Annotated in this window: 15 protein-coding genes; 5 read left to right on the forward strand and 10 right to left on the reverse strand. The window is 54.3% G+C overall.

From position 1 onward, the window contains the following. The first annotated feature begins 169 nt into the window (after nt 1–169). Entirely contained in the window at nt 170–862 is a 693-nt protein-coding gene (locus CHU32_RS05935; protein WP_103675161.1) for an aspartate/glutamate racemase, read from the forward strand. Here the strand turns inward: CHU32_RS05935 and CHU32_RS05940 are convergent. After that, a complete protein-coding gene (locus CHU32_RS05940) occupies nt 849–1,775 on the reverse strand; it encodes a LysR family transcriptional regulator (protein WP_103675162.1) in 927 nt (308 codons plus the stop codon). The genes CHU32_RS05935 and CHU32_RS05940 overlap by 14 nt on opposite strands. A gap of 115 nt (nt 1,776–1,890) precedes the next feature. On the opposite strand from CHU32_RS05940, the gene lysA reads away from it, so the two are divergent. Then, complete coding sequence (lysA, locus tag CHU32_RS05945) at nt 1,891–3,153, forward strand: diaminopimelate decarboxylase (protein ID WP_103675163.1); 1,263 nt, start codon at nt 1,891–1,893, stop codon at nt 3,151–3,153. Here the strand turns inward: lysA and CHU32_RS05950 are convergent. From CHU32_RS05950 to CHU32_RS05975, 6 genes are all read right to left on the reverse strand, one after another. Then, nucleotides 3,114–4,160 carry a LacI family DNA-binding transcriptional regulator gene (locus CHU32_RS05950; RefSeq protein WP_103675164.1) on the reverse strand — a complete coding sequence of 349 codons (1,047 nt, stop codon included), beginning with the start codon at nt 4,158–4,160 and terminating at the stop codon, nt 3,114–3,116. The two genes, lysA and CHU32_RS05950, sit on opposite strands and share 40 nt — an antisense overlap. Before the next feature lie 139 nt (nt 4,161–4,299). Beyond that, nucleotides 4,300–5,268, reverse strand: coding sequence for an ABC transporter ATP-binding protein (locus CHU32_RS05955; protein WP_103675165.1), 969 nt, complete (start codon nt 5,266–5,268; stop codon nt 4,300–4,302). Next, nucleotides 5,265–6,245 carry an ABC transporter ATP-binding protein gene (locus CHU32_RS05960; RefSeq protein ID WP_103675166.1) on the reverse strand — a complete coding sequence of 327 codons (981 nt, stop codon included), beginning with the start codon at nt 6,243–6,245 and terminating at the stop codon, nt 5,265–5,267. Before CHU32_RS05960 ends, CHU32_RS05955 begins: the two co-directional genes overlap by 4 nt. Beyond that, nucleotides 6,242–7,189, reverse strand: coding sequence for an oligopeptide ABC transporter permease (gene opp4C, locus CHU32_RS05965; RefSeq protein ID WP_103675167.1), 948 nt, complete (start codon nt 7,187–7,189; stop codon nt 6,242–6,244). The genes CHU32_RS05960 and opp4C overlap by 4 nt, the downstream gene beginning before the upstream one ends. After that, complete coding sequence (locus tag CHU32_RS05970; RefSeq protein ID WP_103675325.1) at nt 7,189–8,148, reverse strand: ABC transporter permease; 960 nt, start codon at nt 8,146–8,148, stop codon at nt 7,189–7,191. The genes opp4C and CHU32_RS05970 overlap by 1 nt, the downstream gene beginning before the upstream one ends. A 53-nt stretch (nt 8,149–8,201) precedes the next feature. Further along, nucleotides 8,202–9,905, reverse strand: coding sequence for an ABC transporter substrate-binding protein (locus tag CHU32_RS05975; RefSeq protein ID WP_103675168.1), 1,704 nt, complete (start codon nt 9,903–9,905; stop codon nt 8,202–8,204). Between the two features lie 337 nt (nt 9,906–10,242). On the opposite strand from CHU32_RS05975, the gene CHU32_RS05980 reads away from it, so the two are divergent. The 3 genes from CHU32_RS05980 (at nt 10,243) to CHU32_RS05990 (ending at nt 13,890) form a co-directional block, all read left to right on the forward strand. Continuing rightward, nucleotides 10,243–11,577 (forward strand): PTS sugar transporter subunit IIC, encoded by a 1,335-nt coding sequence (locus tag CHU32_RS05980; RefSeq protein WP_103675169.1) that lies wholly within the window; start codon nt 10,243–10,245, stop codon nt 11,575–11,577. 7 nt (nt 11,578–11,584) lie between these two features. Next, nucleotides 11,585–13,012 (forward strand): glycoside hydrolase family 1 protein, encoded by a 1,428-nt coding sequence (locus CHU32_RS05985; protein WP_103675170.1) that lies wholly within the window; start codon nt 11,585–11,587, stop codon nt 13,010–13,012. A 104-nt stretch (nt 13,013–13,116) separates the two neighbouring features. Next, entirely contained in the window at nt 13,117–13,890 is a 774-nt protein-coding gene (locus CHU32_RS05990; RefSeq protein WP_103675171.1) for a GntR family transcriptional regulator, read from the forward strand. Nucleotides 13,891–13,942: 52 nt separating this feature from the next. On the opposite strand, the gene CHU32_RS05995 is transcribed toward CHU32_RS05990, so the two are convergent. The 3 genes from CHU32_RS05995 to CHU32_RS06005 are packed head-to-tail and all read right to left on the reverse strand — an operon-like array spanning nt 13,943 to nt 15,853. Further along, complete coding sequence (locus tag CHU32_RS05995; RefSeq protein WP_103675172.1) at nt 13,943–14,461, reverse strand: hypothetical protein; 519 nt, start codon at nt 14,459–14,461, stop codon at nt 13,943–13,945. Nucleotides 14,462–14,466: 5 nt separating this feature from the next. After that, nucleotides 14,467–15,351, reverse strand: coding sequence for a hypothetical protein (locus CHU32_RS06000; protein WP_103675173.1), 885 nt, complete (start codon nt 15,349–15,351; stop codon nt 14,467–14,469). Between the two features lie 22 nt (nt 15,352–15,373). Further along, nucleotides 15,374–15,853, reverse strand: a complete 480-nt coding sequence (locus tag CHU32_RS06005) for an Hcp family type VI secretion system effector (RefSeq protein WP_103675174.1) — start codon at nt 15,851–15,853, stop codon at nt 15,374–15,376. Nucleotides 15,854–16,043 lie beyond the last annotated feature (190 nt).

The raw sequence follows: 16,043 nt of genomic DNA on the forward strand, positions 1-16,043 counted from the left end.
AGCTAATTTTATAACTATTTATTAGCTGAGCCATGTCTTTAATAGTGGAAATGTGATCGAGGTCGAAACGCGATTTCAGTTCATTAAAAGACATCCGTGCGTGTAAAAGAGTGGAAAGGCCGGAGTATCTTTGCTTCACTAGCCTTTTCTCCCGAAGGCGGACCGTGATATGAAAACCATAGGCTTACTGGGCGGTATGAGCTGGGAATCAACGATTCCTTATTACCGATTAATCAATGAAGGGGTTAAACAGCGGCTTGGCGGGTTGCATTCTGCGAGCCTGCTACTGCACAGTGTGGACTTTCACGACATTGAAGCGTGCCAGGCCAGCGGCGAGTGGGAAAAGGCCGGGGAGATGCTGGCGCAGGCGGCAGAAGGGCTGGCGCGCGCCGGAGCCGAAGGTATTGTGCTGTGTACCAACACCATGCATAAAGTGGCGAGTCAGATAGAAGCGCGCTGTTCACTGCCCTTTTTACATATTGCCGATGCGACCGGACGCGCCATTGAAAAACAGAACCTGCGACGCGTGGCGTTGCTTGGCACCCGCTATACCATGGAGCAGGACTTTTACCGTGGCCGTCTCGAGCAGCAATTTGCCATTGAAACCCCGATCCCGGAAGCGGAGGACCGTCTGCGTATCAATCAGATTATCTTTGATGAATTATGCCTCGGGACTTTTTGCGAAACATCACGTGAGTACTATCTTCGGGTCATTCAGCAGCTGGCAGAGCAGGGCGCGGAAGGGGTGATTTTTGGCTGCACCGAAATTGGCCTGCTGGTGCCTGCTGAACTCAGTCCGATTCCGGTATTTGATACCGCCGCTATTCACGCGGCGGATGCGGTGGATTTTATGCTTTCCTGAGAATAGCCTCCAGGGGGACGGTAATAAGCGGCAGGCTGGCTTTCAGGTGAGTAGTAAACGCCTCAACCAGCGCTGAAGCCGGGCGGTGCAGCGGGCGGATCAGGCTGACGGTAAAAGGAACGTCGATGCTAAAGGGCCGCACCGCCACTCCGGTTCCCGCATAATCCAGTGCGGTCAGCGGGTTGACGATGGAGATCCCCACCCCAGCACGCACCAGCGCGCAAATCGATGCGGCGCTGTGGGTTTCCACCACCATCCGGCGTTTTATCTGCTGCTCGTTGAACAGGCTATCAAGGAGCTGACGATAACTGTCGCTGCGCGACAAGCTGATATAATTTTCACCGTGAAAATCGGCTGGTGTTAGCAGCGTACGAGCCGTTAACGGGTGATCCAGTGGAAGCACACAAACTTCATTAAGGGTCAGTAGCGGCATACGTTCAGTACCCGCCGGGGTATGCAGCGTTTCAGTAAGCCCTAAATCGTGACGCTGTGCCGAGAGCCACTCTTCCAGCAACGGCGACTCCTGCGGCACAATATTCAGGCTCAAATCCGGGTAGCGAGCCAGAAAAGGCTGGAGCAGGCGCGGTAAAAAAGACTGCGAAAACACCGGCAGGCAGACGATAGACAGCTCTCCCTGACGAAATTCGCGCAATCCCTCCGCCGCGCTGACAATCCGATCCAGTCCGTACCATGAGCGTTGCACCTCTTCAAACAGCCGCAGCCCTTGCACTGTCGGATGCAACCGGCCGCGGGTACGTTCAAACAGGGTTAACCCTAGTACCTTTTCAAAGCGCGCCAGTTCCCGGCTGACCGTTGGCTGCGAGGTATGCAGCATCTGCGCGGCCTCGGTAAGATTGCCGGTAGTCATTACCGCATGAAAAATCTCAATATGACGTAAATTGACGGCGGGCATGGCGACTCCAGTGGAAGGAAACCATATCATTTTTGCATAGAGTCACGATAAAACGATATTTTTTATTGGTATCGCGCTGTGGCGTAATGGTAAAAACCTCTGAAGGGAGTCACCTATGCCACGCGATCTGCACACTACCGACAGCGATTTAAACGCTGAAAATCTGTTACGTCTTCCCGCTGAATTTGGCTGCCCGGTCTGGGTCTACGATGCACAGATCATTCGCCGTCAGATTGCCCTGCTGAGCCGCTTCGACGTAGTGCGTTTTGCACAAAAGGCCTGCTCAAATATTCATATTCTGCGTCTGATGCGTGAGCAGGGGGTGAAGGTGGATTCAGTGTCGCTGGGCGAAATCGAGCGCGCGCTGGCGGCAGGTTACGATCCGCAAACTCACCCGGACGATATTGTGTTTACCGCCGATCTTATCGATCGCGCGACGCTGGCACGGGTGCATGAATTGCAGATCCCCGTCAATGCCGGGTCGATTGATATGATCGAACAACTGGGGCAGGTCTCTCCCGGCCATCGCGTCTGGCTACGGGTGAATCCGGGTTTCGGACACGGGCACAGCCAGAAAACCAACACCGGTGGTGAAAACAGCAAACACGGGATCTGGTATGCGGATCTGCCGGCCGCGCTGGCAACGGTCCGCCAGTATGGGCTGCATCTGGTCGGCATTCATATGCATATTGGCTCCGGCGTGGATTACGCCCATCTGGAACAGGTGTGCGGTGCGATGGTGCAGCAGGTGATCGATGCCGATCAGGATCTGGAGGCCATTTCAGCGGGCGGCGGGTTGTCGATCCCTTACCGCGAAGGCGATGAGACAATCGATACCGATCACTATTTCGGCCTGTGGAACGCGGCGCGGGAGCAGATTGCCCGCCATCTCGGCCATCCGGTCACCCTGGAAATTGAGCCGGGACGTTTTCTGGTTGCTGAATCCGGGGTGCTGGTTTCGCAGGTACGAAGCGTCAAAGCGATGGGCAGCAGACATTTTGTGCTCATCGACGCCGGGTTTAACGACCTGATGCGCCCGGCGATGTACGGCAGCTATCACCACATCAGCGCACTGGCCGCTGACGGACGGGATCTGCGTGACGCGCCGCTGCTGGAGACGGTAGTGGCCGGGCCGCTGTGTGAGTCGGGCGATGTGTTTACCCAGCAAGAGGGCGGGAAAGTGGAAACTCGCGCGTTGCCTGCGGTCGCGCCGGGTGATTATCTGGTTCTCCACGACACCGGCGCTTATGGCGCGTCAATGTCGTCCAACTACAATAGCCGACCACTGCTGCCGGAAGTGCTGTTTGACGGCGGACACGCGCGTTTGATCCGCCGCCGTCAGACCATTGATGAACTGCTGGCGCTGGAGTTGCTTTGATTGAAATACGGTCCTGTGCTGACCGAGTCGCGCAGGATTAATTTACCGGTGAAAGGCGGGATCGGCTCCAGTGGATCGCCGCTCACCAGCTTCATTGCCTGATCGATAGCAGTGGCAATCATCGTGTCGATAGGCAGGTAAACGGTGGAAAGCCCCGGTTCCAGCCAGCGAGCGCTGGGGGCATCGTCAAAGCCGAACAGCGAAATATCCTGCGGAATATGCAGCCCCGCCTGATGCACCGCTTTTGACGCCCCTAATGCCATATCGTCGTTACAGGTAAATAGCGCGCTGAATTTTACCTCTTCCGCCAGTAATTCCTGACACAGCTCATAGCCGCGCGTCATGCTGGCATCACCGTATTTGATTTTTCCCTCGTCCAGAGGAATGCCGTGCTTTTCCAGCGCCTGGCGATAACCCATCAACCGCGCTTTGCCGGTCGGGGTGTGGATCGGAACGGTAATACAGGCGATGTCCCGATGGCCCTGACAAATCAGATACTCCACCGCCTGAAACGCGGCGTCCTGCTGCTCGAAGAACACGCAGCGTTCGCGCGCGGAGCTGACATCGCGGTTAATGATCACCAGCGGCATCGGCAGTGACGTAATGAGGGAGGTCATCGTCTTCTCGCTCATAAAGCGGGTATAGAGCACGATGGCGTCACAGTGGCGGTCCGCCAGCATCTGCACCGCCTGCTCCTCACACTCCGGCATGTCGTGCCCGTCGGTCACAATCAACTGCTTGCCATAGGATTCCGTCTGACGTGCGGCCTGTTGTAGCAGACGACCAAAATAAAAACCATCAAAGGTTGAGACCACCAGACCAATGCTGTTGCTGGTGCGGTTCGCCAGCGAGCGGGCAAGAAAATTAGGGCGATAGCCCAGCTCTTCCATGGCCTTAAACACCTGCTGACGGGTGCTTTCTTTAACCTGTCCTGTGCCGTTCAGTACGCGCGAAACCGTCGCTTTCGAGACCCCGGCGCGTAGTGAGACATCCAGCATTGTTGCCATTATATGTTCCTGATGCCACGTGATTACCGCAGTTTAACATAGACATTGTGGGGAAAAAGAACGCGTGCTCCAGGATTGTACTTTGATCAACATTCCTCCCGGCAACCACGCCTTTCGTGGTCGCTGGCGGATAAAATGCTCAGGTATTGACCAGATGGCAGGCCACACGATGGCCATCTGCCACTTCCCGTAGCGTCGGGATCTCACTGCGACAGCGCGCCACGGCATATGGGCAGCGGGAAGAAAAACGGCAGCCGGAAGGGGGACGTGATGGATCGGGAATTTCTCCGCGCACCGCCGCGACCGGAGCACGGCCCGGTTCCAGCGTGGGTACGGCGGCCAGCAGCGCCTGCGTATAAGGATGGAGCGGCTGACTGAACAGTGCGTCGCGGCTGGCGGTTTCGACCAGCTGGCCCAAATACATCACCGCCACGTCATCGCACAGATGTTCCACTACGCCCAAATCGTGAGAGATGAACAGAAACGTTACGCCGCGATCGTCGCGTAAATCGGAGAACAGGTTGATGATTTGCGCCTGTATCGAGACATCCAGCGCCGAGATCGGTTCGTCGGCAATAATAAAATCCGGGTTCAGGATCAACGCTCTCGCAATGCCGATGCGCTGGCGCTGGCCACCGGAAAACTCGTGCGGGAAGCGGTTATAGTGTTGTGCTGATAAACCGCATATTTTCATGACCTCAATGACTTTCTCGCGCAATTCGCGACGGGTGCAGAGTTTGTGCTCCAGCATGGCTTCGCCGATGGCATCGCCGACGCGGATGCGCGGGTTTAGCGAACTGTACGGGTCCTGAAACACCAGTTGGATCTTCGGGCGCAGCGCACGCAGTTCGCGGGCGGAGAGAGCGTGCAGATCCTGACCGCGATATTTTACGCTGCCCGCCGTTTTGTCATACAGCCCAAGTAACGTGCGTCCGACGGTGGTTTTGCCGCTGCCGGATTCACCGACCAGACCAAAAATTGTGCCCTGGCGAATGCTAAAGCTGACGCCATCGACAGCGCGTAGCTGCCCGGTTTCCTGACCAAACAGGCCGTCACGCAGTGGAAAATGCTTTTTCAGCCCCTCCACTTCAATCAGATAATCGCTCATGGCATCGCCTCCGGTAAGCCACTGTAAAAACACGCCGCCTGCCGCGTCTGGCCGACCAGCGGTGGCACGCCCTGACGGCAGCGGTCGGTGGCACGCGCGCAGCGATCGCTGAAGGCACAATAAGGCGGCAACGCGGCCAGATCCGGTACCTGGCCGGGAATGGAGTACAAACGGCGACGACGCTGACCGGGCACTGGACGCGAGGCGATCAACCCCTGCGTATAAGGGTGAAGCGGCTCGCGCAGGACCTCCGCCGTGGCCCCCTGTTCGACAATGCGCCCGGCATACATCACCACCACGCGCTCCGCCATCTGGGCGATAACGCCGAGATCGTGGGTGATCAGCATTAACGCCATGTGATGGTCGCGCGCCTGCTCGCGCAGCAGGCTGAGGATCTGCGCCTGTACCGTGACGTCCAGCGCGGTCGTCGGTTCGTCGGCAATCAGCAGTTTCGGCTGGCAGCTTAACGCCATCGCAATCATCACCCGCTGGAGCATACCGCCTGAGAGCTGGTGCGGATAACTGCTCATCAGGCTTTCCGCCCGCGCAAGACCCACCTCGGTAAGTTGCTGGATCGCGTGTTGCCAGGCGACTTTCGGCGATTCGCCACGATGACGAATTACAGGCTCACATAGCTGATCGCCAATGGTCAGCACCGGGTTAAGGGCGCTCATCGGCTCCTGAAAGATCATCGCCAGCTCGTTACCGCGAATATCCGCCATCTGTGCGGGCTTGAGGCGTAAAAGATCGCGACCCTGAAAACGAATTTCTCCGCCGTCGAGACGCGCCGCCTGTGGCGGCAGTAAACCCATCAGTGACATGGCTGTCACGCTTTTGCCACAGCCTGACTCGCCGACCACGCCCACGGTTTGCCCGGCGTTGATAGCGAATGAAACGTCCTGAACTGCCCGCACGCGGCCTTGTTCGGCGGCAAACGACACGCAGAGACGATCAAAGCTAATTAACGGCTCGCTCATTTCAGGCTCCGTTTCATTTTCGGATCGAGCGCATCGCGCAGACCGTCGCCCAGCACGTTGATGGCGATTACCGTAATAAAAATGGCGATCCCCGGCGGCATCCATAGCCACGGGCGGCGCTGAAAGTCGATCAGACTGTTAGCGGCATCCATCATATTGCCCCACGATGGCGTGGGCGGGACCACGCCAAGGCCGAGGTAGCTTAACGCCGACTCGCTGAGAATGGCGTTCGCCACCGCCATTGTTGCCATCACCACCAGAATCGGGATGGTATTAGGCAACAGATGGCCGAACAGGCGGCGGCGCGCCGACAGTCCCAGCACCCGGGTTGCCAGCATAAAATCGCGCTCGCGCAGGGAAAGAATTTGGCCACGCACCAGCCGCGCCAGCTTTGGCCACTCCAGCAGGCTCAGCATGATAATCACCATATAAATGCGCGAGTCCGGGGAAAAATCCAGCTCCGAGAGCATGGCTCCGGCGACGATGAGCAGCGGCAGACTGGGGATCGTCATCACCAGATCCGCCAGCCGCATGATCAGCTTGTCAGTAATGCCGCCCACGTAGCCTGACACCGCACCGAGTAAATAGCCGAGCGTCACCGACAGCAGCATGGTCAGCAGGCCAATAATTAATGAAATGCGCCCGGCCAGCAGCAGGCGGGTATACACGTCGCGGCCAAGAAAATCGGTACCGAGCCAGTGCTCTGCGCCCGGCGGTTTGTTGATCATCAGCACATCGGTGGCGTCATCTTTCCATGGCGACCAGAGCGGACCCAGCACGCACCAGAAAGCCATCACCATCAGGATGACCAGACATAACATGGCAAGCGGGTTGCGCCGCAGCGTGCGCCACGCCTGACGCCACGGAGACGGCGTGACCTGCGAGAGCGCCGCAATGTCCGCTTTACGCAGGCGGCGTTGCGTTGAGAACAGAGAACTGAACATTACGATTTCACCCGAATGCGCGGGTCGGCCCACGCGTAAAGCACGTCGGCAAGCAGGTTGCCGATAATGGTTAATACCGCCAGGAACAGGGTAAAGCCCATCAGCACCGGATAGTCGCGGGCCGCCAGCGAATCAATATGAATATGTCCGGCACCTGGCCAGTTAAACACTTTTTCGGTAATGATGGCCCCGGAGAACAGCCCCGGTAGCTCAAAGCCGAGCAGGGTGATAATCGGCAGCAGCGCATTGCGCAGCGCGTGTTTAAAAATCACCGTCCGCTCGCGCAGCCCTTTAGCGCGGGCGGTACGGATAAAATCCATCTTCACCACGTCGAGCATACTGGCGCGGAAATAGCGCGTCAGACTACCCGCCTGCAGCATCACCAACGCCAGCACCGGCAGGATCAAATGCGCCGCCACCTGCATCATCCACGCCCAGCCGCTGTCGTCGCTGCCGGTATTGGTCATGCCGCCCACCGGCAACCAGTGCAGATCGACTGCGAACCACTTAATCAGCAGCAGACAAAGGAAAAAGGTCGGGAACGACATGGCGGCGAATACCCCCACGCTGACCAGATGATCGAACAGCGAGTTAGGTTTCAACGCCGAGACAATACCGACTGCCAGACCGATGCCCCAGTAAAACACCAGCGCCACGCTGGCCAGCAAAAATGAGTTCCAGATGTACTGGTTTAAAAGCTGGCTGACCGGGATTTGATACTGCAAGGAAAACCCTAAATCGCCCTGCGCAAGCTGGCCCAGCCAGTGCAGATAGCGGCTCAGTAGTGGCTGGTCGAGGCCATAAATCGCTTTCAGCTCGGCGGCCCGGGCGGCAGTCAGCGTGATGTTGCCGTCGATAAAGTCACCGGGCGTTTTGGCGAACAGCATAAAAATAATAAACGAGGCGAGCAACAGCATCGGCAGGGTTTGCAGCAGCCGCCGCAGGATAAAATTTCTCATGGTTTTCTCACGGCCGCCGCCCGGCTGAAGGGGCGGCGGCGAGGATGACGGCACTATTTAACGATTTTCACATCCGGCAGGCTGCCGGTCAGACCGTTGTAAATATCGGGCTTAAAGCCGGTAACGCGGGCGCTGCTGGCAGAAAGAATTTTCCGGTTGCCCAGCAGGATGACCGGCGGATCTTCCGCCAGCACTTTGTAGAGCTGGTGGTAAATGGGTTTGCGTTTTTCCACATCCAGCGTGGCGTTGCCCTCGTTGATGAGCTTATCAACTTGCGGATTGTTATAGCCTGACTCTTTCGCTTCGGTACTGTAGAAATCCCACACCCCGTCGTGCGGATCGTTCAGGGTGCTGGTGCTGAACGATGCCAGATCGTAATTACCGGATTTGCGCTGCGCCATCAGGGCGTTGAAGTCAACGACCTGCGGTTTTAATACCACCCCAATCTGCTGCCAGTTTTCTTTGGCGATGGGGATCAGCGCGTCGTTGAGCACTTTTTTGCTCACCAACAGCGTCAGTTCAAGGCGTTTCCCCTCTTTCACCCGGATGCCGTCGGGACCGGCTTTCCAGCCCGCCTCATCCAGCAGCTTTTTCGCCTGTGCCGGATCGTATTTATACGGATTCACCCCCTGCGGGTTATACGCCCAGGAAATCGGCGCGATGGGTTCAATCGCCACGCTGCCATAGCCCTGATACACCACATCAATAAGCTTCTGACGGTCGAGGCCATAAATTAGTGCCTGCCGTACTTTGGCATCCTTAAGGGCAGGGCGGCGGACGTTAAATTCCACTTCGCTGTAATCGCTGGAGCCGTACAGGTTAATGTTGGCAAAGCCCAGCAACTTAAGCTGTTCAATATCGTCCGGGCGCGAGGTGAACGCGTCGTAATCCGTCTCGCCGGTCTGGAATAGCTGGAAATTCGTCGATGGATTAGTCACACGATAGATAAAACGTGGCGTCGGTGGCGTACCGCGCCAGAAATGCGGATTGGCGTGGAAACGGATCTCCTGGCCGGGAATGTACTTATCATAGATATAAGGACCGTTACCCAGCGGCTTGCCGTGCAGGGTACGCAGGTAATCAAGATTGCCGCGCTGATAATTCTTGCCGTAATACGCTTTCGACAGGACCGGTCCGCCAATTTTGGCAAGCGTGGTCGCGCCTGGCTGAGTGGTGGTCACTTCAATGGTCAGCGGGTCGATGACGTTCAGGCCGCTGACGCTATCTGCTTTACCGGCTTTGTATTCCGCGCCACCGGCAATATTGGCCAGCGTAATATCGGTATCGCCGTCATATTTCGGATCGGACAATACGGTCAACGTAAAGGCGACGTCTTCAGCCGTAAGCGGTGAACCGTCGCTAAACGTCAGGTTTGGGCGCAGCTTAATGGTATAAACTTTGCCGTCCGGGCTTACCGTCCAGCTCTCCGCGAGACCCGGCACCAGTTTACCCTGGCTGTCCCAGTCAATCAGACGCGAAAAGATAACGTTGGTGACGTTTTCATCCCAGCCGTTGACAAAGAAGTAGGGGTTGAAAATCCCCTGCGGTTCAGAGATGCCCGCGACGACCGTATCCTTACGCAGCTTCGCCGCCGCCGGAACCTGGCTGGCGTCGGTGGCCGGCGTGATCCCTTCTTTGAGCACATCGTCCGCACTGGCGAGGGAGGAAAAGGCGACTGCGCCGCCGAGCAGCGCGATGTGCAGGGCACGCGTAAAGCGCGCAGGTGTTGTGGTGTGCGATTTCAGTAACCTGGTCAAATGAGTTCCCTCGTCAGATAAGTGCGGTAAGCATTTACAAATAATGACGAACGATAAGAGCCGTCCCGCACCCTGTCTAACAACGAAAAACGATGGGTTATAGCGATTTAACCTTAGAAAAATAGTGGCAAAGCATTGTCTGAAAATGACAAAGGTAAGAGGGGGATTTAATGTGGTATGCCAATATGCAGAAAAGGGGCTATCTGGAATACCTTTCACCATCTTGCGACGTTAATCACAGAACTTTTGCCGCCACCTGACTATTTTTGGTATGCCAAATGGGCGTTAGCTGTCCCCATTTCGATAACAGGTCCCTAAAATTCTGAGGTAATACCCGATGGCATTTCAGGAAAAAATGATCGACTCGCTGGGCAGTTTCGCGACGAAGTTCAACAGTTACCGCTACATCATGGCGATCAAGTCCTCTTTTATTACGCTGATGCCGGTGATTATCGTCGGCGCGTTTTCGGTACTGATTTCTAACATGGTGCTGGACCCGAAAAACGGTCTGGCCAGCTTTCAGGCGCTCTCGTTTCTCGCCGCTCTGAAGCCCATCACCAGCGCCATTAACTATGCCACGCTAAACTTTCTCAACATCGGGGCCGTTTTTTTAATCGGCATTGAGCTGGGAAGGATCAACGGTATTAAAACGCTTTTTCCCGGCCTGCTGGCGGTGATCTGCTTTATCTGCGTCACGCCAACCACCGTTGAAATGATGGTCGACGGGCAGATGCATGAAGTGAAAGATGTCCTGCTGCGCCAGTTCTCCGATACCCGCAGCCTGTTCCTCGGTATGTTTATCGCCATCCTGTCGGTCGAAATCTACTGCTGGCTGGAAGGGCGGCCGGGTCTGAAGATCAAAATGCCGGATACCGTGCCGCCGAATGTCTCCGCCTCATTTTCTGCACTGATCCCGGCGATTATTACCACAACGGCGATCGCTACCTTTGGTTTCATCTTCCATCAACTGACCGGCATGTATCTCTATGATGCGGTATACCAGGTGGTGCAACAGCCGCTGGAGAGGGTAGTACAAAGCCTGCCGGGTATCCTGCTGCTGATGTTTGTCGCCCAGTTGTTCTGGGTGATCGGCATTCACGGTAACCAGATGATCAAGCCGATCCGCGAGCCGCTGCTGCTGGGGGCGATCACCGTCAACATGAGCGCCTTTGAGCAGGGCAAAGAGGTACCGAACATCATCACCATGCCATTCTGGGATGTGTATATGAGCATCGGCGGTTCCGGCCTGACCATTGGCCTGCTGATTGCGGTGATGATCGCCACCAAACGTAAAGAGATGCGCGAGATCGCCAAGCTGTCGATTGGGCCTGGCATTTTTAATATTAACGAGCCGGTCATTTTCGGCATGCCGATCATGCTTAACCCGATCCTGGCGATCCCGTTTATCATCACGCCGCTGGTCACCGGATCTATTGGCTATTTTGCCACAGTGACCGGCTTTGCCGGAAAAGCGGTGGTGATGGTGCCGTGGACCACGCCGCCGCTGATCAACGCCTGGCTTTCCACCGCCGGATCGATGGGCGCGGTGGTCACCCAGCTTATCTGCATTATTACGGCGGTGATCATCTACCTGCCGTTCGTCAAAATCGCCTCCCGTCGCGCGGAACAGGCGCAGCGGCTGAGTGAACAGCAGGCTGCCGCCAGCAAATGAGGATCTTATGAGTACGAAGACATTATCCATTCCACAGGATTTTATTCTGGGCGCTGCGGCCTCTGCGTGGCAAACCGAAGGCTGGAGCGGCAAGAAGGAGGGCCAGGATTCATGGCCGGATCTCTGGTACAAGAATGACCGCCACGTTTGGCACAATGGCTACGGCCCGGCGGTGGCAACCGATTTTATCAACCGTTTCCGCGAGGATGTGGCGTTGATGAAAGACGCGGGATTGACCCATTATCGCACCTCGATTAACTGGTCGCGTTTTTTGACCGACTATGAAAACGGTACGGTAGACGAAGAATATGCCGCGTATTACGACCAGCTATTTGACGAGATGCAGCGCCACGGTATCGAGCCGATGATCTGTCTGGAGCACTATGAATTGCCGGGCTATCTGCTGGAAACCTACGGCGGCTGGGCGTCGAAAAAAGTCGTCGAACTGTACGTGCTGTACGCGCAAAAAGTGTTTGAGCGTTACCATCAGAAAGTGACGCGCTGGTTTACCTTTAACGAGCCGATTGTGGTGCAGACGCGGGTGTACCTCGATGCGCTACGCTGGCCCTATGAGCAGAATACCGGTACCTGGATGCAGTGGAATCACCATAAAACGCTGGCGACGGCAAAAGTGGTGAAGTTGTTTCGTGCGCAGGGCTATCGCGGCACGGTGGGTTGCATCCTTAATCCGGAAGTGACTTATCCGCGTTCGCGGGCCGCCCATGACCTGCGTGCCGCTGAGGTTTACGATCTGTTTTACAACCGGGTATTTCTCGACCCGATGGTGCATGGCGAGTATCCCGCAGAGCTGTTCACGCTGCTCGAGCAGCACAATGTGGCGTGGGATTACACGGCAGACGAACTGGCGATTATTCGCGACAATACCGTCGATGAGCTGGGCATCAACTTGTACTACCCGCACCGGGTGAAAGCGCCGTCTCGTGCCTGGCATCCGCAAACGCCGTTCCATCCGGCCTATTATTACGAACCGTTTGAACTGCCGGGTCGACGAATGAACACCTCGCGCGGCTGGGAGATTTATCCGCGCATTGTTTATGACATGGCGATGCGGATCAAAAATGCGTATCGCAATATTCCGTGGTTTGTCGCCGAAAGCGGCATGGGCGTTGAAAACGAAGCGCAGTTCCGTAACGCGGACGGGGTGATAGAGGATGATTACCGCATCCGTTTTATCAGCGAGCATCTTTATCAAACGCTGCTGGCGCGTGAGGATGGCGCAAACTGTCACGGTTATATGTTGTGGGCGTTCACCGACAACGTTTCTCCGATGAACGCATTTAAAAACCGCTACGGGCTGATAGAAATCGATCTGAATCATCAGCGCGCCCGGCGGGCGAAAAAATCCGCCACGTGGTTTCGTCAGTTGCGCGATAGCCGACAGCTTACGCTGACCGTTGACGATGAGGATAAATAGCGTTATCGCCGGGTGAAAAAAACCGAAACGGTGCGAAATTTGGTAAACTTGTCCACGTCCGGGCCTTCCCGGACGTTAACCTCAACGTATGTACAGGTGATAGTGTGGAGAAGGCCCTCGTCCCGCCGGAAAAGAAACCTTACCAGGAAATTGGCGAAGATTTACGTGCGCAGATCGTGCAGGGACTGTATCCACCCGGCTCGCGTCTTCCACCTGAACGCAATATTGCTGAGAAGTACGGTGTCAGCCGGACGATCGTGCGTGAAGCTCTGTTGGTGCTGGAGCTGCAGGGAACGGTCGATATCCGGCAAGGTTCCGGGGTATACGTGATGCGGGTGCCCTGTGAAGCAGAGAACGAAGAAGAGCGGCTGTTAAACAGCGACGCCGGACCCTTTGAAATTCTCCAGGCCCGGCAACTGCTTGAAAGCAATATCGCTGCTTTCGCTGCCCGTATGGCCACCCGTGCCGACATAGACAACCTGCGCCGTATTATCGAACAGGAACAGCGGGCCATCGCTACCAACGATACCAGCCAGGACAACAGCAAAATGTTTCATCTGGTGCTGGCCGGCGCGTCGCAGAATCAAATGCTGCTGATGACGGTGGAAAATATCTGGCTGCAGATGGACGGCAACCCGCTATGGCAGCAGTTCAACGCCCATATCGCCAGCCGCGCCTATCGCCTGAAATGGCTGGGCGACCGCCAGAGCATCCTCGCCGCCTTGCGCCGTCGTGACGTAATGGGGGCCTGGCAGGCCATGTGGCAACATCTGGAAAACGTCAAAAATAGCCTGCTGGAGTTGTCCGACGAGGATGCGCCGGATTTTGACGGCTATCTGTTTGAGTCGGTGCCGATTTTTCAGGGGAAGGTGATGTAAGGCCGACTGGAGAACATGTCGGCCTGAACAAGTTATAGCGAGGCTGAAAAATTTAGCGCAGAAAAGCGAGAAAATCAGGCAAACCCCATTTCGGTACGGCGATCGTCTGGCAAATAGAGATGTCTTTAACGAAATAATATTTAAGATAGGTGTCATCTTTATCACAGGGCGTATAGGATGTGAAAATCATTATTATAGAGATAATGGGTAGCTGTAACACCTCGATGAGTAACCCCAGGGCACTTATTATCAGAGGGAACCATACAAAATTTTCTACGTGTTCGTATAACTTAAGTTTGGCATTTTTCTTTTTTTTCTTTTGATTATTTGGCGCTTCGTTTTTAACTATGGCATAAATTAGTAGCCAGAAGAACATACTGCTACAAAATAAAACACAGAGAGAGCCTCCGTCAAACCAGATAACATCACCATGTTTGAAGATGGAAAGCATATCGCCGCGAGGCATGGCAAGCCCGAGCCAAATGAAACCTAATGATATTGCTATTAAAAATATCTTTGCGAAAAAGAAAAGGCATTTTTGCAAAGAACTATCCAGGGATTCATTTGTCATTGCTACTAGTTCCTCGCATTGTAATACAGATACATTTCATAGGGCAGATGTTGCCTGTGCCATTCCCGGATTTTGAATTCTTCTTCTAACGCCTCATGAATTTTGAGTTTTAGTGATTTTGAAACACCATAATTATCATCGAGGATATTTAATCCAACATTGATAAGGGCTCCTAGAATAATTATTATTCCTGCTGCAACAATAACGGTAGCGCCAAAGAACACTGCAATCCCTCCTACCGTAAAAGCGATCCCCGCTGATACCAGCGCTTTCGCCGCATCCATCGGAACATCTCCCAGGAAATCCGCCAGGGTATAATCCTCTTTAAAAATCAGTTCGATTCCCCGCCAGGCCAGTGAGAAAAGGATACAAAAGCGCGCTCCTTTTAATAGATTATAAAATCGACCGCGAACACCAATACCTAATTCCAGCATTTGTGGGTGCATGGTCCCATAACGCGTCCCTTTCAGTATGCGGCGCATTCCGGCATAACCGGTGATTTTGATATAGGTGACACCGTGAAGTTTATAGACTTTGGCATTAATACGCAGGCATTTGTAATTCAGTACCAGACGGTCGGCTTCATTATACCAGGTGCTGAGTTTACTGATATTTCGTGAGCCATCCCATAAATCTTTCATGTTGCCTACGCCCAGTCGATAACTGAAGAAAAAGTCCGCCTTACCGATCAGATCGCTGAGAATATGGTGTGCTTCCTCCAGAGTCAGCAGCATAAAATACTGCGTATTATCACGCAGCATTTGCTCCAGAACCGGGATCTCTTGCAGGTAGGGATGGGTGGGTACGGGGTCATTGATTCGTTCGCTTCCATTAAGTATACCGCCCATATAGTTTGCCCATGAACGCTCATTTTTTCTTAATCCAGCCATTGGTCTCTCTCCCTTAAAACGGCTATTGCACCCGGTCACTCCAGAAGCTAAACGCGCTGGTTTTGGCCGTGCAGTGTTCCCAGCCAATCGTTTCATAACTGAAGGCCACTTTTTCCTGAATTTCCCCGCCAGACTCCAGCAGCGTATGCGGTAGTACAAAATCAATATCCATTATCCGCGCCTGACTTAATGTCAGCTTGTAAAAAAGCTCATTCATCCCGGCGCGATTAGTGCGGTAGATCTCAAGGGTACAGTTCAGTTCTTCGTTTTCTGATATCGCTTTCCCTAATAAAGGAGAGGATTTATCAACGGGCTTTACAACCACAATCTCATGATGATTAACATTCATATCTCTTGATATATTGTGGGTGATGGCATACACCATGATTTGATCGACATGGGAGGACTGGCCTTTATTGCCGATGGAGTCCAGAGAGCAGCAACCAGCAGAAATCAACCCCTGTGCTTTTCCAGTAATTGAAAGATATGCAATATTCGCCATATATATATCCTAATTCATTTGGTTAACTTATTAATCATCAATATCATTGGTAAGAAAGTATTAAGATTGCATTTTTTGAGAAAGGAAAAGCAGGCAAAACGTGCTTTTATTTGTGCAGCGGGAATAATGGTAAAAGGATAATATTTAGGAAGGTGATAATAATGGTTTATTAATAAATAACGGCAATGAC

The sequence above is a fragment of the Superficieibacter electus genome (genome assembly GCF_002915575.1).
GTDB lineage: Bacteria > Pseudomonadota > Gammaproteobacteria > Enterobacterales > Enterobacteriaceae > Superficieibacter > Superficieibacter electus.

Excerpts from the sequence above, each read along its gene's own strand:
- CHU32_RS05935 (WP_103675161.1), top strand. The coding sequence starts at position 170 with ATGAAAACCATAGGCTTACTGGGCGGTATGAGCTGGGAATCAACGATT.
- CHU32_RS05940 (WP_103675162.1), bottom strand. The coding sequence starts at position 1,775 with ATGCCCGCCGTCAATTTACGTCATATTGAGATTTTTCATGCGGTAATG.
- lysA (WP_103675163.1), top strand. The coding sequence starts at position 1,891 with ATGCCACGCGATCTGCACACTACCGACAGCGATTTAAACGCTGAAAAT.
- CHU32_RS05950 (WP_103675164.1), bottom strand. The coding sequence starts at position 4,160 with ATGGCAACAATGCTGGATGTCTCACTACGCGCCGGGGTCTCGAAAGCG.
- CHU32_RS05955 (WP_103675165.1), bottom strand. The coding sequence starts at position 5,268 with ATGAGCGATTATCTGATTGAAGTGGAGGGGCTGAAAAAGCATTTTCCA.
- CHU32_RS05960 (WP_103675166.1), bottom strand. The coding sequence starts at position 6,245 with ATGAGCGAGCCGTTAATTAGCTTTGATCGTCTCTGCGTGTCGTTTGCC.
- opp4C (WP_103675167.1), bottom strand. The coding sequence starts at position 7,189 with ATGTTCAGTTCTCTGTTCTCAACGCAACGCCGCCTGCGTAAAGCGGAC.
- CHU32_RS05970 (WP_103675325.1), bottom strand. The coding sequence starts at position 8,148 with ATGAGAAATTTTATCCTGCGGCGGCTGCTGCAAACCCTGCCGATGCTG.
- CHU32_RS05980 (WP_103675169.1), top strand. The coding sequence starts at position 10,243 with ATGGCATTTCAGGAAAAAATGATCGACTCGCTGGGCAGTTTCGCGACG.
- CHU32_RS05985 (WP_103675170.1), top strand. The coding sequence starts at position 11,585 with ATGAGTACGAAGACATTATCCATTCCACAGGATTTTATTCTGGGCGCT.
- CHU32_RS05995 (WP_103675172.1), bottom strand. The coding sequence starts at position 14,461 with ATGACAAATGAATCCCTGGATAGTTCTTTGCAAAAATGCCTTTTCTTT.
- CHU32_RS06000 (WP_103675173.1), bottom strand. The coding sequence starts at position 15,351 with ATGGCTGGATTAAGAAAAAATGAGCGTTCATGGGCAAACTATATGGGC.
- CHU32_RS06005 (WP_103675174.1), bottom strand. The coding sequence starts at position 15,853 with ATGGCGAATATTGCATATCTTTCAATTACTGGAAAAGCACAGGGGTTG.